This is a genomic window from Gemmobacter serpentinus (genome assembly GCF_008973825.1).
Taxonomy (GTDB): domain Bacteria; phylum Pseudomonadota; class Alphaproteobacteria; order Rhodobacterales; family Rhodobacteraceae; genus Gemmobacter; species Gemmobacter serpentinus.
The window spans coordinates 34,942-57,015 of sequence record NZ_WCHR01000012.1 but is presented as its reverse complement, the minus strand read 5'-3'; the positions used below and the strand labels follow the sequence as shown (position 1 = coordinate 57,015).

22 protein-coding genes and 1 tRNA gene are annotated in these 22,074 nt (G+C 64.0%); 12 read left to right on the top strand and 11 right to left on the bottom strand.

Features of this window, described 5'->3' with window-relative positions:
• Positions 1–181 precede the first annotated feature (181 nt).
• From rpsA to GBJ34_RS07050, 5 genes are all read left to right on the top strand, one after another.
• Positions 182–1,867 carry a 30S ribosomal protein S1 gene (gene rpsA, locus GBJ34_RS07070; RefSeq protein WP_151718567.1) on the top strand — a complete coding sequence of 562 codons (1,686 nt, stop codon included), beginning with the start codon at positions 182–184 and terminating at the stop codon, positions 1,865–1,867.
• A gap of 192 nt (positions 1,868–2,059) precedes the next feature.
• On the top strand, positions 2,060–2,344 hold the full coding sequence (ihfB, locus tag GBJ34_RS07065) for an integration host factor subunit beta (protein WP_151718566.1): 285 nt from the start codon (positions 2,060–2,062) through the stop codon (positions 2,342–2,344).
• Between the two features lie 99 nt (positions 2,345–2,443).
• Positions 2,444–2,797, top strand: coding sequence for a LapA family protein (locus GBJ34_RS07060; protein WP_151718565.1), 354 nt, complete (start codon positions 2,444–2,446; stop codon positions 2,795–2,797).
• Positions 2,798–2,801: 4 nt separating this feature from the next.
• The gene (locus GBJ34_RS07055; RefSeq protein ID WP_151718564.1) at positions 2,802–3,473 is read left to right on the top strand and encodes a phosphoribosylanthranilate isomerase; all 672 of its coding nucleotides are present in this window, start codon (positions 2,802–2,804) and stop codon (positions 3,471–3,473) included.
• Entirely contained in the window at positions 3,467–3,913 is a 447-nt protein-coding gene (locus GBJ34_RS07050; RefSeq protein WP_151718563.1) for a GNAT family N-acetyltransferase, read from the top strand. Before GBJ34_RS07055 ends, GBJ34_RS07050 begins: the two co-directional genes overlap by 7 nt.
• Before the next feature lie 110 nt (positions 3,914–4,023).
• On the opposite strand, the gene GBJ34_RS07045 is transcribed toward GBJ34_RS07050, so the two are convergent.
• Positions 4,024–4,098: transfer RNA gene (locus GBJ34_RS07045), tRNA-Gln, on the bottom strand.
• 268 nt (positions 4,099–4,366) lie between these two features.
• On the opposite strand from GBJ34_RS07045, the gene trpB reads away from it, so the two are divergent.
• From trpB to GBJ34_RS07025, 4 genes are all read left to right on the top strand, one after another.
• Positions 4,367–5,599 (top strand): tryptophan synthase subunit beta, encoded by a 1,233-nt coding sequence (gene trpB, locus GBJ34_RS07040; protein ID WP_151718562.1) that lies wholly within the window; start codon positions 4,367–4,369, stop codon positions 5,597–5,599.
• Between the two features lie 196 nt (positions 5,600–5,795).
• Positions 5,796–6,215, top strand: coding sequence for a hypothetical protein (locus GBJ34_RS07035; RefSeq protein WP_151718561.1), 420 nt, complete (start codon positions 5,796–5,798; stop codon positions 6,213–6,215).
• A gap of 177 nt (positions 6,216–6,392) precedes the next feature.
• A complete protein-coding gene (locus tag GBJ34_RS07030) occupies positions 6,393–6,794 on the top strand; it encodes a hypothetical protein (protein WP_151718560.1) in 402 nt (133 codons plus the stop codon).
• The gene (locus GBJ34_RS07025; RefSeq protein WP_151718559.1) at positions 6,794–7,378 is read left to right on the top strand and encodes a helix-turn-helix transcriptional regulator; all 585 of its coding nucleotides are present in this window, start codon (positions 6,794–6,796) and stop codon (positions 7,376–7,378) included. Before GBJ34_RS07030 ends, GBJ34_RS07025 begins: the two co-directional genes overlap by 1 nt.
• A gap of 26 nt (positions 7,379–7,404) precedes the next feature.
• On the opposite strand, the gene GBJ34_RS07020 is transcribed toward GBJ34_RS07025, so the two are convergent.
• The 4 genes from GBJ34_RS07020 to aroA all read right to left on the bottom strand — a co-directional run bounded on the left by GBJ34_RS07020 (position 7,405) and on the right by aroA (position 10,663).
• Positions 7,405–7,791: a DUF2237 family protein gene (locus GBJ34_RS07020; RefSeq protein ID WP_151718558.1), complete on the bottom strand. Its 387-nt coding sequence runs from the start codon at positions 7,789–7,791 to the stop codon at positions 7,405–7,407.
• 76 nt (positions 7,792–7,867) lie between these two features.
• Positions 7,868–8,497 carry a CatA-like O-acetyltransferase gene (locus GBJ34_RS07015; RefSeq protein ID WP_151718557.1) on the bottom strand — a complete coding sequence of 210 codons (630 nt, stop codon included), beginning with the start codon at positions 8,495–8,497 and terminating at the stop codon, positions 7,868–7,870.
• Positions 8,494–9,120, bottom strand: a complete 627-nt coding sequence (locus tag GBJ34_RS07010) for a (d)CMP kinase (RefSeq protein ID WP_151718556.1) — start codon at positions 9,118–9,120, stop codon at positions 8,494–8,496. Before GBJ34_RS07010 ends, GBJ34_RS07015 begins: the two co-directional genes overlap by 4 nt.
• 196 nt (positions 9,121–9,316) lie before the next feature.
• Positions 9,317–10,663 (bottom strand): 3-phosphoshikimate 1-carboxyvinyltransferase, encoded by a 1,347-nt coding sequence (aroA, locus tag GBJ34_RS07005; protein WP_151718555.1) that lies wholly within the window; start codon positions 10,661–10,663, stop codon positions 9,317–9,319.
• A gap of 152 nt (positions 10,664–10,815) precedes the next feature.
• On the opposite strand from aroA, the gene GBJ34_RS07000 reads away from it, so the two are divergent.
• Complete coding sequence (locus GBJ34_RS07000; protein ID WP_151718554.1) at positions 10,816–11,094, top strand: hypothetical protein; 279 nt, start codon at positions 10,816–10,818, stop codon at positions 11,092–11,094.
• 256 nt (positions 11,095–11,350) lie between these two features.
• Here the strand turns inward: GBJ34_RS07000 and GBJ34_RS06995 are convergent, their stop codons facing one another.
• The 3 genes from GBJ34_RS06995 to acs all read right to left on the bottom strand — a co-directional run bounded on the left by GBJ34_RS06995 (position 11,351) and on the right by acs (position 15,915).
• A complete protein-coding gene (locus GBJ34_RS06995) occupies positions 11,351–13,126 on the bottom strand; it encodes an MFS transporter (protein WP_226341078.1) in 1,776 nt (591 codons plus the stop codon).
• 128 nt (positions 13,127–13,254) lie between these two features.
• A complete protein-coding gene (locus GBJ34_RS06990; RefSeq protein ID WP_151718553.1) occupies positions 13,255–13,944 on the bottom strand; it encodes an adenylate kinase in 690 nt (229 codons plus the stop codon).
• Positions 13,945–13,947: 3 nt separating this feature from the next.
• Positions 13,948–15,915 (bottom strand): acetate--CoA ligase, encoded by a 1,968-nt coding sequence (gene acs, locus GBJ34_RS06985; RefSeq protein WP_151718552.1) that lies wholly within the window; start codon positions 15,913–15,915, stop codon positions 13,948–13,950.
• A 504-nt stretch (positions 15,916–16,419) separates the two neighbouring features.
• On the opposite strand from acs, the gene GBJ34_RS06980 reads away from it, so the two are divergent.
• Complete coding sequence (locus GBJ34_RS06980) at positions 16,420–16,917, top strand: HugZ family pyridoxamine 5'-phosphate oxidase (protein ID WP_226341077.1); 498 nt, start codon at positions 16,420–16,422, stop codon at positions 16,915–16,917.
• A 51-nt stretch (positions 16,918–16,968) separates the two neighbouring features.
• Here GBJ34_RS06980 and GBJ34_RS06975 read toward each other — a convergent pair whose 3' ends face one another.
• The gene (locus tag GBJ34_RS06975) at positions 16,969–19,254 is read right to left on the bottom strand and encodes a glycosyl hydrolase family 28-related protein (protein WP_151718551.1); all 2,286 of its coding nucleotides are present in this window, start codon (positions 19,252–19,254) and stop codon (positions 16,969–16,971) included.
• 241 nt (positions 19,255–19,495) lie between these two features.
• Here GBJ34_RS06975 and GBJ34_RS06970 point away from each other — a divergent pair, with 241 nt between their 5' ends.
• Positions 19,496–20,380: a CHAD domain-containing protein gene (locus GBJ34_RS06970; protein ID WP_151718550.1), complete on the top strand. Its 885-nt coding sequence runs from the start codon at positions 19,496–19,498 to the stop codon at positions 20,378–20,380.
• A gap of 56 nt (positions 20,381–20,436) precedes the next feature.
• Here GBJ34_RS06970 and GBJ34_RS06965 read toward each other — a convergent pair whose 3' ends face one another.
• Positions 20,437–21,579, bottom strand: coding sequence for an amidohydrolase (locus GBJ34_RS06965; protein ID WP_151718549.1), 1,143 nt, complete (start codon positions 21,577–21,579; stop codon positions 20,437–20,439).
• Between the two features lie 2 nt (positions 21,580–21,581).
• Positions 21,582–21,989 (bottom strand): hypothetical protein, encoded by a 408-nt coding sequence (locus GBJ34_RS06960; protein ID WP_151718548.1) that lies wholly within the window; start codon positions 21,987–21,989, stop codon positions 21,582–21,584.
• Positions 21,990–22,074: the final 85 nt, after the last annotated feature.

The following is a 22,074-nucleotide window of genomic DNA, read 5'->3' as shown; positions in this document are numbered from 1 at the left end:
ATCCCTGCAACCTGCGGGGCTTTCGCTTGCCCTCGCGGCGCAATCCCTCTATAGCCCGCCCATCCTGAAGGAGTCGCCCGGCCAGAATTATGGCCTATCCGGGTGTTTGCCATTGGGGCCACCAAAGACCGGCGGAGCCAACCGCATGGCCAGTAAACCATGATAAAGGACACTCTGACGCATGTGCGCAAAAGCATCCATGGACGAATTTGAAGCCCTCTTGAAAGAGAGCTTCGAGATTGACACCCCCGAAGAGGGCACGGTTGTCAAAGGCAAGGTCATCGCGATCGAAGCGGGCCAGGCCATCATCGACGTCGGCTACAAGATGGAAGGCCGCGTTGACCTGAAAGAATTCGCAAACCCCGGCGAAGCCCCGTCGATCAACGTGGGCGACGAAGTCGAGGTCTATCTGGACCGCGTCGAAAACGCCCGTGGCGAAGCTGTCATCTCGCGTGACAAGGCCCGCCGCGAAGAAGCGTGGGACCGTCTGGAAAAAGCATACGCCAACGAGACCCGCGTCGAAGGCGCGATCTTCGGCCGCGTCAAAGGCGGTTTCACCGTCGATCTGGGCGGCGCTGTGGCTTTCCTGCCTGGCTCGCAAGTCGACGTGCGCCCCGTGCGCGACGCCGGCCCGCTGATGGGCATCAAGCAACCCTTCCAGATCCTGAAAATGGACCGTCGTCGCGGCAACATCGTTGTCTCGCGTCGCGCGATCCTGGAAGAATCGCGTGCCGAACAGCGCGCCGAAGTCATCTCCAACCTGACCGAAGGTCAGACGGTGGATGGCGTGGTCAAGAACATCACCGAATACGGTGCGTTCGTTGATCTGGGCGGCGTGGACGGCCTGCTGCACGTCACCGACATGGCATGGCGCCGCGTCAACCACCCGTCCGAGATCCTGTCGATCGGCGAGACCGTCAAGGTCCAGGTCATCAAGATCAACAAGGACACCCACCGCATCAGCCTCGGCATGAAGCAGCTGCAATCGGATCCGTGGGATGCCGTCGAGCGCGCCTACCCGCTGGGTTCGGTGCACAAGGGCCGCGTCACCAACATCACCGATTACGGCGCCTTCGTGGAGCTGGAAGCCGGTGTCGAAGGTCTGGTTCACGTCTCGGAAATGTCCTGGACCAAGAAGAACGTGCACCCCGGCAAGATCGTTTCGACCTCGCAAGAAGTCGACGTCATGGTGCTGGAAATCGACAGCGCCAAGCGCCGCGTGTCGCTGGGCCTCAAGCAGACCCAACGCAATCCGTGGGAAGTCTTCGCTGAGAACAACCCGGTCGGCAGCGCCATCGAAGGCGAAGTCAAGAACATCACCGAATTCGGTCTGTTCATCGGCCTGGAAAACGACATCGACGGCATGGTTCACCTGTCCGACCTGTCGTGGGACCAGCGCGGCGAAGAAGCCATCCAAAACTACCGCAAGGGCGACGTGGTCAAGGCCGCTGTCACCGAAGTGGACATCGAGAAAGAGCGTATCTCGCTCTCGATCAAGGCTCTGGGCGACGACACCTTCACCGATGCGGTTGACGGCGTGAAGCGCGGCTCGATCATCACCGTGGTCGTGACGGCCATCGAAGATGGCGGCGTTGAAGTCGAATACAACAGCATGAAGTCGTTCATCCGTCGTTCGGATCTGGCGCGTGACCGTGCCGACCAGCGCCCCGAGCGCTTCCAAGTTGGTGACAAGATCGACGTCCGCGTGACCAACGTTGACAGCAAGACCCGTCGTCTGGGCCTGTCGATCAAGGCCCGCGAGATCGCCGAAGAGAAAGAAGCCGTGGAACAATACGGCTCCTCCGATTCGGGTGCATCGCTGGGTGATATCCTCAGCGCGGCGCTGAAAGGCTCCGATCGCGGCTGATTTCAGCCCCCCGATTGTTTACGCAGGCCCCGCCTTTTGGCGGGGCCTGTGCGTTTTAGGGCGGGATTCCGCCACGCTGACGCGCCAAGCCCGCATGATTGCAGGGTTTTTCTTTTGTGCCAGGAAAAATCATGTCTATAGTCCAAGGGACAAATGCATGGGCAGCTGCCATCGCCCGGGGGGACAGCGCGGATGATCCGTTCGGAACTCATTCAGAAAATCGCGGATGCCAATCCGCATCTCACGCAACGCCACGTTGAGCGGATCGTGAACACGGTCTTCGAGGAAATCATCGAGGCGCTGTCGCGCGGCGACCGGGTGGAGCTTCGCGGCTTCGGGGCGTTCTCCGTCAAGGAACGCGATGCCCGCACCGGGCGGAACCCGCGCACCGGCGAAGCCGTTGAGGTGGATGACAAGAAGGTGCCTTTCTTCAAGACCGGCAAGCTGCTGCGCGACCGGCTGAACGGCAAGGCCTGACTACACTTCCCTGTCAGGCCGGCCTATATGAATGGCCCGCCTGACGGGTTGGACCGACTGGCCCGCAGCGGAAGAAGATAAAAGGAGGCCGTAGCGGCCATGTTTCGTTATTTGCGCTATGCTGTCCTGCTGCTGATCGCCCTTTGCCTGCTGACCGTGGCCATGGCCAATCGTGCGCCGGTCACCGTCAAGCTGCTGCCGGAAGATCTGGGCGCGCTGGCCGCGCTGAACTGGCAGATCGAACTGCCGCTGTTCGTGGTGATCTTTGGGGGCATCGCTGTGGGCCTGATGATCGGCTTTGTCTGGGAATGGCTGCGCGAACATCGCCACCGCGCGACAGCATCGTCGAAGACGCGCGAGGCACAGCGCCTGCAACGCGAACTGGCCGCGATGCGCGATGCCAAGGGCGAGGTGCAGGACGACGTTCTGGCCCTGTTGCAGAAGAAGACCTGAGACCATGGCGGATATCCGCGTCAAGATCTGCGGGCTGCGCAGCCCGGCTGATGTGATCGCCGCAGCGGCAGCCGGGGCGGTCTATGCCGGTTTCGTGTTCTTTCCCAAAAGCCCGCGCCATGTGACGCTGGATCAGGCGCGCGAGATGGCCTTCGCCGCCCCCGTCGGTCTGGCCAAGGTGGCGCTGGTGGTCGATGCCGATGATGCCTTGCTTGACAGCATCACCGAGGCCGTGCCGCTGGATATGTTGCAGCTTCACGGCCATGAAAGCCCCGACCGTGTGGCCGAGATCCGCGCCCGCTATGGCCTGCCAGTGATGAAGGCCGTGGGCGTCGCCGATGAGGGCGATCTGGCCGCGATCTTCGATTATTCCACCGTGGCCGATCAGTTGCTGATCGACGCCAAGCCGCCCAAGACCGCCGCCCTGCCCGGCGGCAACGGCCTCAGCTTCGACTGGCGGCTGGTGGCGCAGCGGCGCTGGCTGCGGCCCTGGATGCTGGCAGGCGGCCTGACGCCCGAGAATGTGGCGCAGGCGATCCGGCTGACCAATGCGCGGCAGGTCGATGTCTCCTCTGGCGTGGAAAGCGCGCCGGGGGTGAAGGATCACGCCAAGATCAAGGCCTTCAGCGATGCGGCCCATCTGCTGGCCGCCAATGACGGCATCCCGCGATGGTGATCCGTTTTCGCGATGCGACAGAGGCAGACCTGCCCGCCCTTGTGGCGATGCTGACCGATGACCCATTGGGCGCAAGCCGCGAAAGCGATGACCCCGCCCCCTACAAGGCGGCCTTTGCCGCGATCCGCGCCAATCCGGCGCATCAGTTGATCGTGGGTGAAATGGAGGGGCGGATCGTCGCCACCTGCCAACTGACGATCCTGCACGGGCTCTCGCGACAGGGCATGACGCGCGCCTTGATCGAGGCGGTGCGGGTGGCCCCCGACCTGCGCAGTCAGGGCCTGGGGGCCGCCTTGATGGCCGAAGCCGAGGCGCGCGCCCGCGCCGCAGGTGCCGGGATGATCCAGCTGACCACAGACAAAAGCCGCCTTCGCGCCCATGCCTTCTATGACCGGCTGGGCTATGCGCCAAGCCATCTTGGCTACAAGAAGATGCTCTGAGCATCACCGGACAGCATCTGCCGTCTGCCCCCGTCTTTCGACAGACACGATCTTTGCGGCGGACGATACTTGCCGGGCGTCACCATCAGGTCGCATATTTTGGGAATGATTGGCTGGGGCGCTAGGATTCGAACCTAGGTATGGCGGTACCAAAAACCGCTGCCTTACCACTTGGCGACGCCCCAACCGTGCGGCGGTATCTAGCCGAGCCGCGCGCCCGCCGCAAGGGTGTTTGCACGAAAAATTCCGACAGCTTTCCACGGCTTGGCCAGGCCGCACGCATCTGGCCGGCTGCCACGATCCCGTCGTGAAGGATCGCGGCCCGATCCGCCCCCCTTGCGCCTTGTTTGTCAGGGAAAAGATGAGGCTTCACCGCAGGATCATCGCAGCCCGCCCCTTTTCCCGCCCCCCCTTTCGCGCTACACCGGGGCTTGCACAGACAGGGGAAGAGCAATGGCCGAGGATGGCATCAACAGCTTCATGACCGGGCCGGATGAACAGGGCCGTTTCGGAATCTTTGGCGGGCGCTTCGTCTCCGAGACGCTGATGCCGCTGATCCTTGATCTGGAAGCCGAATACGAACATGCCAAGACCGACCCGAGCTTCTGGGCCGAAATGGATGACCTGTGGAAGCATTATGTCGGCCGCCCCTCGCCGCTTTACTTCGCGCCCCGCCTGACCGAGCATCTGGGCGGTGCCAAGGTCTATCTCAAGCGCGAAGAACTGAACCACACCGGCAGCCACAAGATCAACAATGTGCTGGGCCAGATCCTGCTGGCGCGCCGCATGGGCAAGACCCGCATCATCGCCGAGACCGGCGCAGGCCAGCACGGCGTGGCAACCGCCACCGTTTGCGCGCGCTTCGGCCTGCAATGCGTGGTCTATATGGGTGCCCATGATGTGGAGCGTCAGGCCCCCAACGTGTTCCGCATGCGGCTGTTGGGTGCCGAAGTGGTGCCTGTCACCTCGGGCCGTGGCACGCTGAAGGATGCGATGAACGACGCGCTGCGCGACTGGGTGACCAATGTGCGCGACACCTTCTATTGCATCGGCACGGTGGCGGGCCCGCATCCCTATCCCGGCATGGTGCGCGATTTCCAGTCGATCATCGGCCGCGAGACCCGCGCGCAATTGCAAGAGCAAGAGGGCCCGGGCCGTTTGCCCGATACCCTGATCGCGGCCATCGGTGGCGGCTCGAACGCGATGGGGCTATTCCATCCCTTCCTTGATGATCCATCCGTGCGCATCATCGGCGTCGAGGCCGGCGGCAAGGGCGTGGATGAGCGGATGGAGCATTGCGCCAGCCTGACCGGCGGCCGCCCCGGCGTGCTGCACGGGAATCGCACCTATCTGTTGCAGGACGCGGATGGCCAGATCCTTGAAGGGTTCTCGATCTCGGCCGGGCTCGACTATCCGGGCATCGGGCCGGAACACGCCTGGCTGCACGATGTCGGCCGGGCCGAATATGTCTCGGTCACCGATACCGAGGCATTGGAGGCGTTCCAGCTGCTGTGCAAGCTGGAGGGAATCATCCCCGCGCTGGAACCCAGCCATGCGCTGGCACATGTGACCAAACTTGCCCCCACCCTGCCGAAAGACCATATCATCGTGGTCAATCTTTCGGGCCGGGGCGACAAGGACATCTTTACCGTCGCCAAACATCTTGGCTTTGACATGAAGGTTTGAGACTGAATGCGTCCTAAACTTCGGTTTAGGGCGCATCGATCCCCAAAAGCCCCCCGCCGCTAAACCGGGCGGCAATAGCCAGATCCGTGCGATTGCGTTCTGCTGATCCTGCCGGGCTGCATATCGGTGCGGGTATGCAGGTCTTCGGTGAACAAGAAGCCCGATCCATCAGGTCGGGACGATCAGGAGACAGAGCATGACGATTTGGGCCTTGCGCCTTGCGGTATTGGCGTTGACCCTTGGTTTCACGGTGACCGGGCAAGCCATGGCCGAGGGCGATGAAAGCGATTTCAGCGAACAGGATGGCGGCAACGCTGGCGGCGCTGACGAAGGCGTGACCGATGATTCCGAGGCCGCCGAAAGCGGCGAAGCCGTCGAAGATGACGGAGACTTCTCCACCACCACCGAGGATGACGGTGCCGTAAGTGACGACGGCATGGTGGATGACGGCGGTATGCTGGATGACGGCGGCTTGGGTTTTGGTGGCGGCGATGATGGTCTGGATGGCGATATCCGCACCACAGCCGCGCAATCCGGTGCGGTGAAAAGCCTTGATGGCGGCGATGGCCGCAGCGCCTGCGTGGGATTCCCCAAGGCGCATGTCTGCAAACAGTAACATCTTCCCTGCCCCGGTCGCCAAGGTGGCCGGGGCTGTGTTACTGTGCAGGCACGCCACCTCATGCGCGCGCCGCGTCCAATGCGGCACGCCTTGCCTGCCCCCTTGCTTGCTTGAACGCCCAGTCCCTGCCGAAACGTCAGTTACTGCCTGAAATCCAACCCCAACGAGGCGATCATGCGCGCTCTGCTTTCCGGCCTCGCCCTTTCCCTGGTGCTTGCCAATACCCCGGCATTCGCCGAGCCGATGGCGGAGTCGATCCGCAACCAGCTGTCGGCGCAGGGCTATACCCAGATCGAGACGCGCTACACCTGGCTTGGCCGCCTGCAGGTCATGGCCCGGCGCAGCGGACATCAGCGCGAGATCGTCATCAATCCGAATACCGGCGAGATTCTGCGCGACTATCAGGAACGCCTGCCGATCTACACCAATGCGGGCAATGGCGGCGGCGCGCGGACCACCACCACCACCGGCAGCCTGTCCGACACCCGAAACTCGGTCGACAAATCCGGGGTGGATGTCTCCTCGCCAGTTGATACTGGCAGTGATGCCAGTGGTTCGCGAAAGTCGCGGCCCTGATGGCCTTCGCATTCCGAACCCGTTTGCGCGGCGCACTCAGCCGGGGCACCCTTGGCATCGCGCTGCTTGTGGCCGGACAACTGATCTGCACGCTGGTCTTCCTGCTGGATATCCTGTCCTCGATCATCGGGCTGCGTTCCACCCCGATCTCGTGGCAGCTGCGCGAAATGGTAGAACTTGGCGCAGCCATGGGCCTGCTGGTCGGGCTGGTGCTGGGCAGTCTGGCGCTGCGCCATGCCATCCGCCAACGCAACGAGGCAGAGGCCCGGCTGCGTCGCGCGGCGGGCGATTTCCAGACCATTCTTGCTGAAAGGCTGGATGAATGGGGCCTGACCCCGGCCGAACGCGATGTCGCGATGTTCGCGATCAAGGGGCTTTCCACCGCCGAGATCGCGGCGCTCCGCGCCACATCCGAGGGCACGGTCAAGGCGCAGACCAATGCGATCTATCGCAAGGCGGGGGTGACGGGACGCCCGCAACTGTTGAGCCTGTTCATCGAGGAATTGATGCAGGATCAAGGCGATCGACCGGCGCGCGCACAGGCAAAATCTGCGTCCTCCGGCCGACAGGAAGAGGCTGCGTGAGAGGATACCTGGTGTGGGCTGCGGCGCTATTCGGTCGCAGGCGCATCCAGCGCATATTCCAGCAGCACCGCCATCGGCACGATATCGAGGGTGCGCAAATGGGTGGCCGCCAGCCGCAGCCGAGGTGCCGCCCCCTCATCATGGGCCTGGAGAAACCGCCCGGCGCAAAGGCACCATTGGTCGCCCGCCTTCAGCCCGGCAAAGCCAAATTCCGGGCGGGGCGTCGACAGGTCATTGCCAAGATATTTCGACATGGCCAGAAACTCGTCGGTCATCACCGCGCAAACGGTGTGGCGTCCAAGATCCTCCGGCCCGGTATGGCAGCAGCCATCGCGCCAGAATCCGGTCAGCGGATCCATGGAACATTCCTCCAGCGCCGTTCCCAACACGTTCAGGCCGGCCTCTTTTGCCATGCTCGTCTCTCCCTCCGCAGGGCCACTTGTTGCGGGTGATCTTGCGTCAACAGGGGCGTGATCGCAAGGCAAGGCGTCAGAATCGATCTGCCGCCGCCTGCGCCGCTGCCAGAAAGGCGCTGATATGGGCCCCATCGACCAAGGCGTGATGCGCATGAACCGAAACCGCCATACTGCTGCGCCCCTCAGCATCGGGCACGAAGCGGCCCCAGTTGATCCGCGGGATACAGTCATCGGCATTGAAGAACGGGTGGTCGCAGCCCGTGAAATCGGTCCAGGGCAGGCAGGACAGGAAGGCCACCGCATCATCGCCCTCGACCCCCGGCACCTGCGCGCCCGAGGCTTGCGCAGCATCCAGCGCCGCGCGGGCCTGCGGGGCGAAAGCCGCAAAATCAGGCTGCCAGTCGAGATAGGAAAAGCCAAGCCGCCCATCCTCGAAACGCAGCGTGGTCGACAGCTTCAATCGGTCATGCTGCACCGCCCCCGCGCCCCGGATCCGGGTGCAAAACTCCGGCACCGCGTGCAGCGCCGTGCCGAAAATATGCAGGCAGGCAAGATAGGGAGAAAAGCCCGGCGCGTCCCGTCTCAGGATCGCACTGACATCAAGCCGTGCGCTCAACCCATATTGCGGCTGCGCAAAGCGCCGAAATAGCGCGAAGGTCTCGCGCCGGGGCCAGTTTGCCATGTCAATCGGCGTGCCACTCATGCGCCGGGTGCATCCCGCCGTGCAAGGGCGCGCGCAACCAGCGCAATCGCTGCGGCCACCGCCGCATCCTGCGACAGATCGGAAGTATCCAGTGTCACCGCATCCGCTGCTGCGCGCAAAGGCGCGTCGGCGCGGCCCATGTCGCGGGCATCGCGCTCCTCGACCTCGGCCAACACCGTGTCATAGGCCTTGGGCGCTGCATCGCCGCCCAGTTCCAGCCAGCGTCGGCGCGCGCGCACGGCGGCGCTGGCGGTGACATAGATCTTCACCTCAGCCTCGGGGCAGATCACCGTGCCGATATCACGCCCGTCCAGCACCGCGCCGCCAGGGCGACGGGCGAAGCGTTTCTGAAAATCCAGAAGCGCCGCCCGCACCTCGGGGATCACGGCAACCTGGCTGGCGGCCTGCCCTGCCTCCAGCGTGCGCAGGTCGTCGCGCGCCAGATCCTCGGTCGTGAGGCTTTGTGCCGCCGCCACCGGATCGCCCCCCTTCACGCCAACCGCGCGGTAAAGCGCCCCGGTATCCAGATGGGCAAAGCCGAAATGGGCAGCCACCGCGCGGCTGATCGTGCCCTTGCCGGCGGCGGCGGGGCCATCAATGGCGACGGTGAAAATGCGGGTCATGGTCAGGCTCCGGTATCTGGCGATGCAAGGGGCGCTCGCGCCCCCTCTGGCCTTCGGCCATTCACCCCCTGAGGATATTTGGAAACAGATGAAGAGGGAGACCTGCGCTGGCTTTCATCTGTTCAAAAATATCCTCGGGGGGAGGCCCGTCAGGGCCGCGGGGGGCGCGAGCGCCCCCCGGCGACAGTGGGGTGTGTCAGTCCCGCTCGAGGGTCGCGCCGAGCCTTTGCATCAGCCCCTCGAAGATCGGGAACGACGTCAGGATCGGCGAGGCATCATCGACCGAGACCGGCTTTTGCGCGGCCATGCCGGCAACAAGGAAGCTCATCGCGATGCGATGGTCGAGATGGGTCGCGGCGGTGGCCCCGCCCGGCATCCCGCCCGGCCCCATACCATGCACGATCAGGGTATCCTCGTCTTCTTCGACGCGGATACCGCAGGCCTCAAGCCCGCGCGCCATGGCGTCGATCCGGTCGCTTTCCTTCACGCGCAGCTCTTTCACGCCGCGCATCACGGTCTTGCCATGTGCAAAAGAGGCGACAACCGAAAGGATCGGATATTCGTCGATCATCGACGGCGCGCGTTCGGGCGGCACCTCGATGCCCTGCATCCGGTCCGAGAAGCGCACACGGAGATTGGCGACCGGCTCGCCGCCCTCTTCGCGCGGGTTCTGGAATTCGATTTCCGCGCCCATCTCGACCAGGGTGATGTAAAGGCCGTTGCGGGTCAGGTTCTGGCTGACGCCGGGCACCAGAATATCCGAACCTTCGACGATCAACGCCGCGCAAACCGGAAATGCGGCAGAGCTGGGATCACGCGGCACCGCCACGCTTTGCGGGCGCAATTCGGGGCGCCCTTTCAGGGTGATGACATGCCCCTCTGTGCCCTTTTCGACGTGCAGCTCGGCACCAAAACCCAGCAGCATCCGCTCGGAATGGTCGCGGGTCGGTTCGCGTTCGATCACCACGGTCTCGCCTGGCGCGTTCAACCCCGCCAGCAGCACCGCCGATTTCACCTGCGCCGAGGCCACCGGCAGCGCATAGCGCACCGGCACCGGGTTGGCCGCCCCCACCACGGTCATCGGCAGCCGCCCGCCATGGCGGCCATAGGCCTGCGTGCCGAACAGGCTGAGCGGATCGGTCACCCGCCCCATCGGGCGTTTGCGCAGCGAGGCGTCGCCGGTGAAGGTGGCGGTCATTGCAGTGGTGGCCATCGTGCCCATGATGAGGCGCACGCCGGTGCCGGAATTGCCGCAGTCAATGACATCGGCAGGTTCACGGAAGCCGCCCACGCCCACGCCATGCACCGACCACTGGCCCGGGCCATGCTGGGTGACCTCGGCTCCGAAGGCACGCATGGCCTTTGCGGTGTCCAGCACATCCTGACCTTCCAGCAGGCCGGTAATCCTGGTTTCCCCGACCGCCATGGCCCCGAAGATCAACGCCCGGTGGCTGATCGACTTGTCGCCGGGCACCGCCGCCGTGCCGGAGAGAGGCCCGGATTTGCGGGCCGTCATCGGTTGCGCTTCACCATGTCCGGACATGCGATCCCCCTGAAATTCTGTCGCTTCCGCGTTAGCGCAAGCGGGCGGCCGGGTCCAGCCCTGCGGGGCGCAATCTGGCGGCGCAGGTGGCCAGATTGCTGGACCGCAGACGCCGGCCAAGCTATGCCGAAACACAACAAAGGAGGGACGGAATGAGCGCAGATATCCTGTTCGGACAATTGACCGACGTGTTCCGCATCGGTCTGGTGATCGGGCTTGTCTATACGATGCAGCGCCAGCGCGCCGCGACCGGGGCGCTGATCCCGCTGCTGGCCGGGATCGTCTTCATCGCCGTCATCCTGCCGGTGACGCGTCAGGGGCAAAGCGGGCTGCCGATGGCCACCGAGATCGGGCTTGGCCTTGTTTCCACCGCGATCCTGACCGGCATCGTGCTGGGGGTCTGGACGCTTTATCTGCGTCTCAGGGGGTAAAGCGCGCAAGGGCGGATCGATCCGGGGATCAGGCACCCCGGATCACTGCGGGCAGGGGGAACGCCCCGGCGCAAGGCTGTAGGCGGTTTAGCTTGGTGCCGGGCCGAGACCAGCGAGGTTGTCGCGCCGCCAATCATACGGGCGGTCAGCCAGGCAGTCAGGCAGGCAGGCAGGCAGGCAGGCTTACACATCCAAGACACAAAGCAAACGGGCCGGGGTTTCCCCCGGCCCGTCGCATGTCAGGACATCGTGCAGATCAATCCGCGAAGATGTCTTTCTTGTGGGTGTTGCCCGGCACAAACAGCGTCCCGATCACCACCGTCATCAGGGCGACAACGATCGCATACCACAGACCCGCATAGATATTGCCGGACTGGGCCGAGATCGCGAAGGCGGTCGCGGGCAGCAGGCCACCGAACCAGCCATTGCCGATATGGTAGGGCAGCGACAGGCCGGAATAGCGGATCCGGGTCGGATACAACTCGACCAGCATCGCGGCGATCGGACCGTAAACCATGGTCACCAGCACGATGAGATAGGTCAGCGTGAGGATGATGGTCAGTTTCTGCGCCGTGAAGATGTCGAAGAAGTTCTGCGCCACCGCCACGGTTTCGTTCGGCTGACCGGCAACCGGGTAGCCCGCGGCGCTCAGCGCGTCGTTCAGCTCGGTGTCGAAACGCTTCTTCTGGTCAGCCGCATCAGCTGCGGTGCCGGAATAGCCCTGGATCACCGTCTCGCCGACCTTGACCGAAGCCAGGGTGCCGGCAGCAGCCTCGACCGTTTCCGAATTTGCGGAACGTGCGGTCAGACCGGCTTTGATGATGTCGCAGGAATTGGTGAACTTCGCGGTGCCCACCGGGTTGAACTGGAACGAGCAGTCAGCCGGATCGGCGGTCACGGTGATCGCGGTCTGATGCGCATGATAGAGCATCGGGTTCGCGGTTTTGGTGAGGAAGCCGAACACCGGGAAGTAGGTCAGCGCCGCGATCAGGCAGCCGCCCAGGATGATCGGCTTGCGGCCGATACGGTCCGACAGGCGGCCGAAGAAGATGAAGCCATAGGTGCCGAGGATCAGCGACCAGGCCACAAACACGTTGGCCGAGAAGCTGTCGACCTTGATCACGTTCTGCACATAGAACAGCGCGTAGAACTGGCCCGAATACCAGACCACGGCCTGACCGGCGGTGAGGCCGAACAGCGCGATCAGGGCGATCTTGCCGTTTTTCCAGTTGCCGAAGGCTTCACGCAGCGGCGCCTTGGAGGCCGAACCCTCTTCCTTCATCTTCTTGAAGGCGGGGGATTCATTCATGGTCAGACGGATGTAAAGCGACACGAGCAGCAGCGCGATCGAGCCGATGAACGGGATCCGCCAGCCCCAGGCGTTGAAGGCCTTCATCATCGCGGCGGTGCCATCGGGATTCATGACCGGCTGGCTGGCCGCGTCAAGCACCGGCTGTTCCGGGTAGTTGCCGTTCACATAGCCCTGTACCAGCAGGATCACGATGAGCGAGAGCAGAAGGCCCAGCGTCGCCGTGGTCTGGATGAAGGCGGTGAAATAGCCGCGCTGATTTTGCGGCGCATGTTCGGCCACATAGACCGCCGCACCGCCATATTCGCCGCCAAGCGCCAGACCCTGCAACATGCGCAGAACGATCAGGATGATCGGAGCCGCGACACCCCAGCTGTGATAGCTGGGCAGGATGCCGACGATGAAGGTCGAAAAGCCCATGATGAGGATGGTCATCAGGAAGGTGTATTTCCGGCCGACCAGGTCGCCCAGGGCCCCGAAGACCAGCGCGCCGAACGGGCGCACGATGAAGCCTGCCGCGAAGGCCAGCAGCGCAAACACGTTGCGGGTGGCTTCGGGGAAGGGCGTGAAGAACTGCGCGCCGATGATCGCGGCCAGCGAGCCGTAAAGGTAGAAGTCATACCATTCGAAGATCGTGCCGGCCGAGGAGGCCATGATGACCTTCTTTTCCTCTGCCGTCATTGGACGCGAACGTGCCGCCGCGTCGGGGGTCGTATAAGCCATGTGGCCTCCTCCTCCGTGTTCGACCGGCATTGCCTGCCGGCGTTTTTATCGACCCGCTGGCTGCGGGCCGCTCCCCTTCCAAGCAACCGCGCCCAGCCCCTCTGTCCGGGGCCGGGCGTGGCCTCCCCTCATGCCGTGACGCGCCCCACGATGACGGCAAGCCCTGCGCGGATATCGGCGATGGCCCCCATCGCATCGATCCGTTGCAGAACCCCCAGGCCGTCATAATGCGCAATCAGCGGCGCCGTCTGGGCGTGATAGGCACCAAGCCGTTCGCGCACCGTTTCGGCATTGTCGTCGGCACGCCGCTTGAAGCCGGTGCCGCCGCATTTGTCACAAACCCCCGCCACAGCGGGTTTCTTGAACGTGTCGTGATAGCCTTCGCCGCAGGCGCAGGTGTAGCGGCCCGACACCCGGCCCACCATCGCCTCGTCATCAACCTCAAGGCTGATGGCGGCGGTGACGCCCTGCCCGGCCTCGGCCAGCAGCAGATCCAGCGCCGCCGCCTGCCCCGCCGTGCGGGGAAAGCCGTCCAGGATGATGCCGCGCGCCACATCGGGCTCGGCCATGCGGTCCTTCAGGATGGCCAGCACGATCTCGTCAGAGACCAGCTGCCCCGCCTCCATCACCGCCTTGGCTTGTTTGCCTGCCTCGGTGCCCGCCGCCACGGCCGCGCGCAGCAGGTCACCCGTCGACAGCTGGACCAGACCGAAATCCTCTTCCAGCATCCGGGCCTGGGTGCCCTTGCCGGCCCCAGGGGGGCCAAGCAGGATCAGGACGGCGGGTTTGGTCTGCGCAGATGCGGCCGTGTCATGCATGGCTCACCCCTTGATCGCGCGGTTGGCGATCAGGTCATCGACCACCGAAGGATCGGCAAGGGTCGAGGTATCGCCAAGGCTGCCAAAGTCATTCTCGGCGATCTTGCGCAGGATGCGGCGCATGATCTTGCCCGAGCGGGTTTTCGGCAAGCCGGGCGACCACTGGATGACATCGGGGCTGGCAATCGGGCCGATCTCGGTGCGGACCCATTTCACCAGATCCTTGCGCAGCTCTTCCGAGGGCTCGATCCCGTTCATCAGGGTGACATAGGCGTAGATGCCCTGCCCCTTGATGTCATGCGGGAAGCCCACCACTGCGGCCTCGGCGACCGAAGCATGAGCCACCAACGCCGATTCCACTTCGGCCGTGCCCATGCGATGGCCCGAAACGTTGATCACGTCATCGACGCGGCCCGTGATCCACAGATAGCCGTCCTTGTCGCGGCGGCAGCCGTCGCCGGTGAAGTAATAGCCGCGATATTGCGAGAAATAGGCTTCCTGGAAGCGGTCATGATCGCCCCAAAGGGTGCGCATCTGCCCCGGCCAGCTGTCGGAGATGCAGAGCACGCCTTCCGTTTCCACCTCATCCTGGCGCTTGGCGCTGGATGGGTCCAGCACGACCGGCTTCACACCGAAGAAGGGCAGCGTGGCCGATCCGGGTTTGGTGGGGGTGGCATAGGGCAGCGGCGTGATCATATGACCGCCGGTTTCGGTCTGCCAGAAGGTGTCGACGATGGGGCATTTGCCCTTGCCGACATGCTTGTCATACCAGGTCCAGGCCTCGGGGTTGATCGGCTCGCCGACCGAACCCAGGATGCGCAACTTGCTGAGATCGTATTTCTCGACCCACTCGGCGCCCATGCCCATCAGGCTGCGGATCGCGGTCGGCGCGGTGTAGAACTGGGTCACGCCATGCTTTTCGCAAACTTCCCAGAAGCGGCCCGCATCGGGGAAGGTCGGCACGCCCTCGAACATGATGGTCGTCGCGCCATTGGCCAGCGGGCCATAGACGATATAGCTGTGGCCGGTGACCCAACCCACATCCGCCGTGCACCAGAAGACATCGCCATCCTGATAGTCGAAAGTGTATTGATGCGTCATCGCGGCATAGACCAGATAGCCGCCGGTTGTATGGACCACGCCCTTCGGCTTGCCGGTGGAGCCGGAGGTATAAAGGATGAACAGCGGATCTTCCGCATTCATCGGGCGCGGCGGGCATTCCGGGCTGACCATATCCATCAGCAGCTTCACATCGACATCGCGGCCATCGATCCAGCTGGTCTGATCGCCGGTATGCTTCACCACAAGGCAGCGCACCTTGTCGGAGCAATGCAGCAGCGCCGCATCGGTGTTGGATTTCAGCGGCGTGCGCTTGCCACCACGCGGGGCGCTATCGGCAGTAATCACCAGCTTCGCGCCGCAATCATTGATGCGGTTCGCCAGCGCATCGGGCGAGAAGCCCGCAAAGACGATGGAATGGATCGCGCCGATCCGGGCGCAGGCCAGCATGGCATAGGCGGCTTCGGGGATCATCGGCAGATAGATCACCACGCGGTCGCCGCGCATCACACCCTGGCTGAGCAGGACGTTGGCGAAGCGGTTCACCTTTTCGGACAGTTCCTTATAGGTGATGTGCTGCGCCGGGGTCTTCGGATCATCGGGCTCAAAGATGATCGCGGTCTGCAATGCGCGATCCTTCAGATGGCGGTCGATGCAGTTCACGCTGGCGTTCAGCACGCCATCTTCAAACCATTTGATCGAAACCTTGCCATAGGTGAAGTCGGTGTTCTTCACCCGGCTATAGGGTTTGATCCAATCCAGCCGCTGCCCTTCGCGCGCCCAGAACGCATCAGGGTCATCAATCGACTCATTATACATCGCGCGATATTTGGCGGTATCCGCATGGGCCTTGCCATATCCTTCCGGCACATCACGCACGGTCGGTGCCGTTTCGGCGGGCTGCTGGGTCATGATCTCTCTCCCCCTCATACAGTCTCGGCCCCCGCCGTCACAGGGCGGGGACGCTCCATCCCTGAGATCACTGTAAACTATTTCTTACAGTTTGCGTAACCCCTTATGTTGATTGATTTTTTCTGTAAATTCATTGACTGGAGAATATGGAAATTAGTAAATTGTGAAAACTTTGTGATCAGGATGACAAGCGTTTTCAATGCGCTAGCCGATATGCCCCTTGGGCCGGGCAGGTAAAGCCGGGGCCCGTCGCGCTATCCGGGCGGCCGCGGGGCGAAGACACAACCACCGGATGAAGATGCCGCGGCGAATCAGCACCAGCGCTGCGCGCGCGCAAGACGGTCTCGAGCTTGGGCAGAAACAGGCTTTGCCGCATCACGGCTTTGGCGGCTGCTGCAAAGCGCGATCTTGTTTCGGCCATCTCGCACCTGTAGCGATTGCCTCATGAGCAAAGGGCTGCGTCGGCCAGTGTCAATCGCAGTGCCCACCGAACAAAGGCCTGCCATGACCGACACCCCGATGCCCCGCGACCCGGTGCAACCCGCCGATGCCGAGGCGGTGGCGCTTGCGCGCGAAATCCTGCAAACCGCACGCCATGCGGCGCTTGCCTGGACCGACCCGGAGACCGGCACGCCCGGGATCAGCCGGATTGCCTTTGGCCTTGATGGCACGGGGGTGCCGCATACGCTGGTCTCGTCGCTTGCGCCCCATCGCGCAGCATTGGTGGCCCATCCCGATGCGGCGCTGATGCTGGGAGAGCCAGGGGCAAAGGGCGATCCGCTGACACATCCGCGCCTCATGCTGCGGGTGCGCGCCGCACTGGTCGCGCGTGACAGCGCCGTCCATGCCGATCTGCGCGACCACTGGCTGACGACCCATCCCAAGGCCAAACTCTATATCGACTTTGCCGATTTCGCCTTCATGCGGCTTGATCCGGTGTCGATCCTGCTCAATGGCGGCTTTGCCCGCGCCTTCCGCCTGACGCCCGAGCAGGTGAAATGACAAAAGGGCGCCCGTTGCCGGACGCCCCGATGGATCAACGATCTGTGCCGCCTATTGCGGCGTATCGCTGCGCAGGGTGACCAGCGCCACGCCGCGCACACTCTCCTGCCACTTGAGCTCAACCATCTTGTCGGAACTTCCGGTGGCCGCGATCGCATAGAGACCCGGATAGACGATATTGTTGCCGCTGTTGCGCAAGGCCCCCTTGGGCAGCACCGAAACCGCGCTCAGCGGCTTGCCACCAAAGGGCAGCAGGTCCGCCGCATCAACCGTCCACGTCGCCGATGCGGTGTTCTGGGTATGGCTGACCGTCAGCGGGTTCTGGCAGATCGTGCTCACCCCATGAAAGATATTGCCCTGAAAGATCACGTTGCGGGCCCGGTCATGGTCCAGCCCCGCCTGGGTGGTATCGACCTTTTCCGCCCGATCAACGGCCCCATTCACGGCGCGGAAGACATTGCCCGTGACCGAAAGCCCGTTGAGAAAATGTCCCGGCCCGCGCGGTCGCATCACCAGCCAGCGGAACGAGGGTGCCACATTGGTGCACATGAAGTGGTTCGAAGTGATCGACAGCCCGCCAAACGAAAACCCGGAAGAAAAGCCCGGCGCAGGTTCGTGTTCGTTGGATACTTCCAGCCAGCAATTGTCGACATAGTTGTCCGAGACAATCGAACGCCCGTTGGTATTGGTGAAGACGATCCCGGCCTGACGCAGCCCGTCGGTCTCGTCATCGCCCTGAAAGAAGTGATTGCCGATCACCATATTGCCGCCGCCCGCCAGCACGGCGAAATGCGCAAAGCGCACCACCCGGTTGTCGCGCAGTTTCAGATCGTTGGCATTGGCATTGATGGCAATCGTGCTGCGGTTCTGGGCCGCGATGGCCTGCTCGTTCGACAGGAACTGGCACTGATCGATGATCATCCCCGCACAGCCCAGTCCGATGGAGGTGATCGCGCGATCCTTTGGCCCGGTAAAGACGCAATCGGCCACCCGGAAGGTCAGCCCGGCGGTGGCCAGCATGATGCCGCTTGCGCGCCCTGCACAGTTGAAGTCGATATCGGTGATCTCGAACCGTGCCAGATTGTCGAAGCCCGAGAAGTCCAGCAGGTATTTGTAACGGGTGAATGTATAGGTGCGGGTGCCCGCCCCGCCCCAAAGCGGCTGGCTCAGCGTCACGGTCTGGGCGCCGACGCTTTTGCCCACCACATAGACCTCGCGCCCCACGCCCGTGCCGCTGACACGCGCGCCAATGGGGATCGCCGCGACATTGGTCACCCCGCTGAGCCGCGTCGGCGTGCCGGTGCTATAGGTCGCGGTCGAGGTCACGCTGTCATTGTTCCATGCGGAAGACGAGGCCGCACCGATCTGGCCATTGGTCAACACCCGGCGGCTGGTCAGGCTGGTCAGCCCGGTCAGCGCCGCCACATCCAGCGGCTCGGTCAGGTCGACCTTGCGCCCCGACAGGTTGAAAACGACGTGATCGGTGAAATAGAACAGGGTCTGCAGCCCGCGCTTGAACCCCTCCAGCTCATTCTCGAAAGCCGCCGCATAGGTATCCAGATCGTAATTGCGGGTGCAGGTCAGCCGCGCGGAGGCAGGCATCGAGATCCGCCCCTCGAACCGCACCGCATTGTTGAAGGTAAAGCTGGAATTCAGCCGGTAATTCCCGGCTGAAATCAGCACCGTGCGGCCATTGGCGGCCGCATCGGCGGCGGCAAAGGCTGCGACATCATTGGTGCTGCCATTGCCGACCGCGCCATAGTCGCGGACATCGACCACATCGATCATCTTGCGGTGAAAGATTTCGGTTACATCCTCGATCATCACATTGTCGATGCGCAGCGTGCCGCCATTCGGCCCGGTCAGGTCAATGCCGAAATGGCCATAGACCGGCTCGATCCCCCAGGGCAGCGTTACGCCCTGACGGCTGCCAGAGCCAACAATGGCCGAGATGGTGACGATCTCGCCATAGCTGGTCAGATCCACAGAGGCAGAGGTGCTTGGCACGCTGACCTGTGTGCCATTGGCGCGCGCGGCATAGGCCGCGATCCGCACCGCAGGCAGATTGCCCGCCACCGCCTTCACCCGGACCGAGATGCGGAGGTAAAGCCCCGGCTCGATTGGGGTCTGGCCCATATAGCGCAGGCGCTGCGTGGCTTCGGTCTTCTGCAATTCCAGACAGGCCCCAAAATCCTGATCTGATGGCACCAGCGCCGCATTGGCCGCGCCGGCATAGGTGGCCGATCCCGGCGTGCCATTCTCGCGCGACCATTGCGCCAGCCCCGCCGAAAACGGTGGCGGCATCAATACCAGACCATCGGTAATCGCCTTGTTCATCTTGTCCGGCCCTCGTTGCTGTGCCCAATGCTTGCCCGGTCCCGCAGGGCACCGAACGGGTGCCCGCATCCAGACCCAAGGGGTAGCAAGCAGGGGTTAAGCGCCTGTCAGACCAGCGCACGGGCCGCGGGGCAGACTGCAACGGCCCCGGCCAGTCACGTCATATTTCCTTCGCAAAAACTTCATCCCGACGTTACCCGCGCCGTGATAGGCCCAAGACAAAATTGGCCCCGGAGGCTGTATGTCCTATCGTTTCGATCTGCGGGACGGCTCGCTCAGCGATGCCCTGCACCGCATTGCCCAAAGCCAGATCGCGCCCATCCGCACGACCCTTGCCGATACGCCCGACCCCGCCGGGATCCATGATATCCGCAAACGGGTCAAGAAGCTGCGCGCGCTGTTGCGGCTGATGCGATCCGGCCTGCCGCGTGTGCAACCAGCCGAGACTGTGCTGCTGCGCGATGCGGCACGGCTGTTGGCCGCGCAGCGCGATGCCGTGGTGCGTCTGGCCACATTGGACCGCCTGATCGAGCCCGAGGACGGCCCGCAGATGCTGGCGCTTCGCGCCCATCTCGCCGTCGAGGCCGAAACGCTGCCCCAGGCCCCGCCCGCCGATCCCGATCGGCTGCGCAACCTGTTCGATGGGCTGGTGCTGCGCGTCGAAAGCTGGTCCGTGCAGGGCAGCGACCGCCGCGTGCTGGTCGAGGGCCTTGCGACCACCCGCGAAAAGGCGCGCCGCCAGTTGCGCCTTGCCCGCGACAACGGCACGGCAGAGGCGTTGCATGATCTGCGCAAGCGGGTGAAGGATCTCTGGTATCAGGCTCGCCTCTTCGCGCCGGTCTGGCCCGCGATGATGAAACCCATCGCCGATGAAGCGGGACGCCTTGGCGAGACGCTGGGCCTGCATCACGATCTGGCGGAACTGGCATTGCATCTCGACGCCCTGCCCGATGACGTGGCGGTGCCATCCCTGCGCGAAAGCCTGGCCGCCCGCATCACCGATGCGCAGGCCGGGATCGAGGCCGCAGCCTTTCCGCTGGGGGCCCGGCTTCTGGCCGGGGACCCCGAGGAAATGGCAGAGCTATGGGTGAAATGGTGGCGGCTATGGCGGGCGCAGCTGGACTGATCCGCCAGCCCTGCCTCGCAAAGCCGGCCATCGCCCACGAACCGCCCCGCCGCCCTTCAGCCCAGGATCAGATCGATGGCGCGGCGGAAGACACGGATCCCCGGCGGGATCAGACTGTCGGGAAAGTCGTAATCGGGCGCGTGCAGCACCGGATGGTCTTCGCCCGCGCCGAACCAGAACATTGCCGATTGTGCCACGCTGGAAAACCGCCCGAAATCCTCAGACGCCCGCATCGGCAGGCCCGGGATCCGCGTGACCCCTTCAGCCGCCAGCGCCGCGCGCAGCACCTCGGTCGCTTGCGGGTGGTTGCGGCTCGCGGCGAAATCGTCGTGCCAGCTGACCTCAAGCTGCAACCCGTCAGCCTCGGCCGCCGCGCGCGCGATCATGACGGCGTCTGACTTCAGCTCTGCCATGTTTTCATCCGACAGACAGCGCAGCGTTGCCCACAATTCCCCCGCCCCGGGGGTAATGCCAAACGCTGGCTCGCCCATCCGCATATGGGTCAGTGTCACCAGCCGGAAATCAGGCCCCAGATCCCCCCCCGGCCCAAGGGCCGAAAGTGCAGGCACCAGATTTGCCAGAGCCCGTGCCGGGCTGATCGCCTTGTCAGGCTCCGCCGCATGGGCGGTGCGCCCGGTAAACCGCAGCCGCAACCCGACCGAGGCGCAATTGGCCGCCCCCGGCTCCAGCACCGCAACGCCCAGGGGCAGCCCCGGCAGATTGTGCAGCGCAAAGGCGTGATCCGGCCGGATAGCATCGAACCGCGGATCGGCCAACACGGCGGCGGCCCCAGATCCATCCTCTTCCGCAGGTTGGAACAGCAATACCGCCCGCCCCTGTGCCGGTCTGCGTTGCGCCAGATCCTGTGCCAGACCGGCAAGGATGGTCATATGGCCGTCATGACCACAAAGATGGCCTTTGCCGGGCACCCCCGATCGCCAATCCGGCTGGCCGGTTTCCGCGATGGGCAGCGCGTCCAGCTCTGCCCGGATCATCACGGTCGGCCCGGCCAGGCCGCTGTCATAGACCAGCGCCAGACCATGCCCGCCAAGCCCGGTCAGCAGCTGGTCCGGCTTGGTCGATGCCAGAAAATCCAGCACCATTGCGGCCGTTCCCGCTTCTTGCCCAGACACTTCCGGCGCGCGGTGCAGGCGGTGGCGCAGATCCAACAGATCGGCCGGGACAACCTCGCCGGCCATGATCAAAGCCCCGGCAGCGCGTTGGAACCGCGCAGCGTCACCACAGGTTCCATCCGCCCGGCAGCGGCCTGCGCCCGGCGTATCGCAGGGGCCTGAGGCGATGGCGGTGCTGTGGGCACAGGCGCAATCACCGCAGCGGCCCCGCGATCCACCGGCCGATCCCCACCACGTCCCTGCCGCTCGGTCGCGTCAGCAATCCGCATCAGCAGACGGCTGTTCTCCACGCTCAACGCAAGCAGGCCAAAGACCAGCAAAGTGGCAAGCAGACCACCTGCGGCAATACAGAGCGACACCAGAACCGTTCCGCCGGTCGCATAGGCAAAGCCGGCAATGCCGAACCAGATCAGCAGATGCGCGCCGATCAGCGCCGGAAACTGGTTACGAAGCACTCCGGCAAGGGCGGCGGTCATGTCAGATCCTGTCTGGTCCCGTGGGTGCCGCAGTTACGCCCCACCCCCCGGCAAAGTCAATCGGCCCTCCTGCCAGCGATCCATT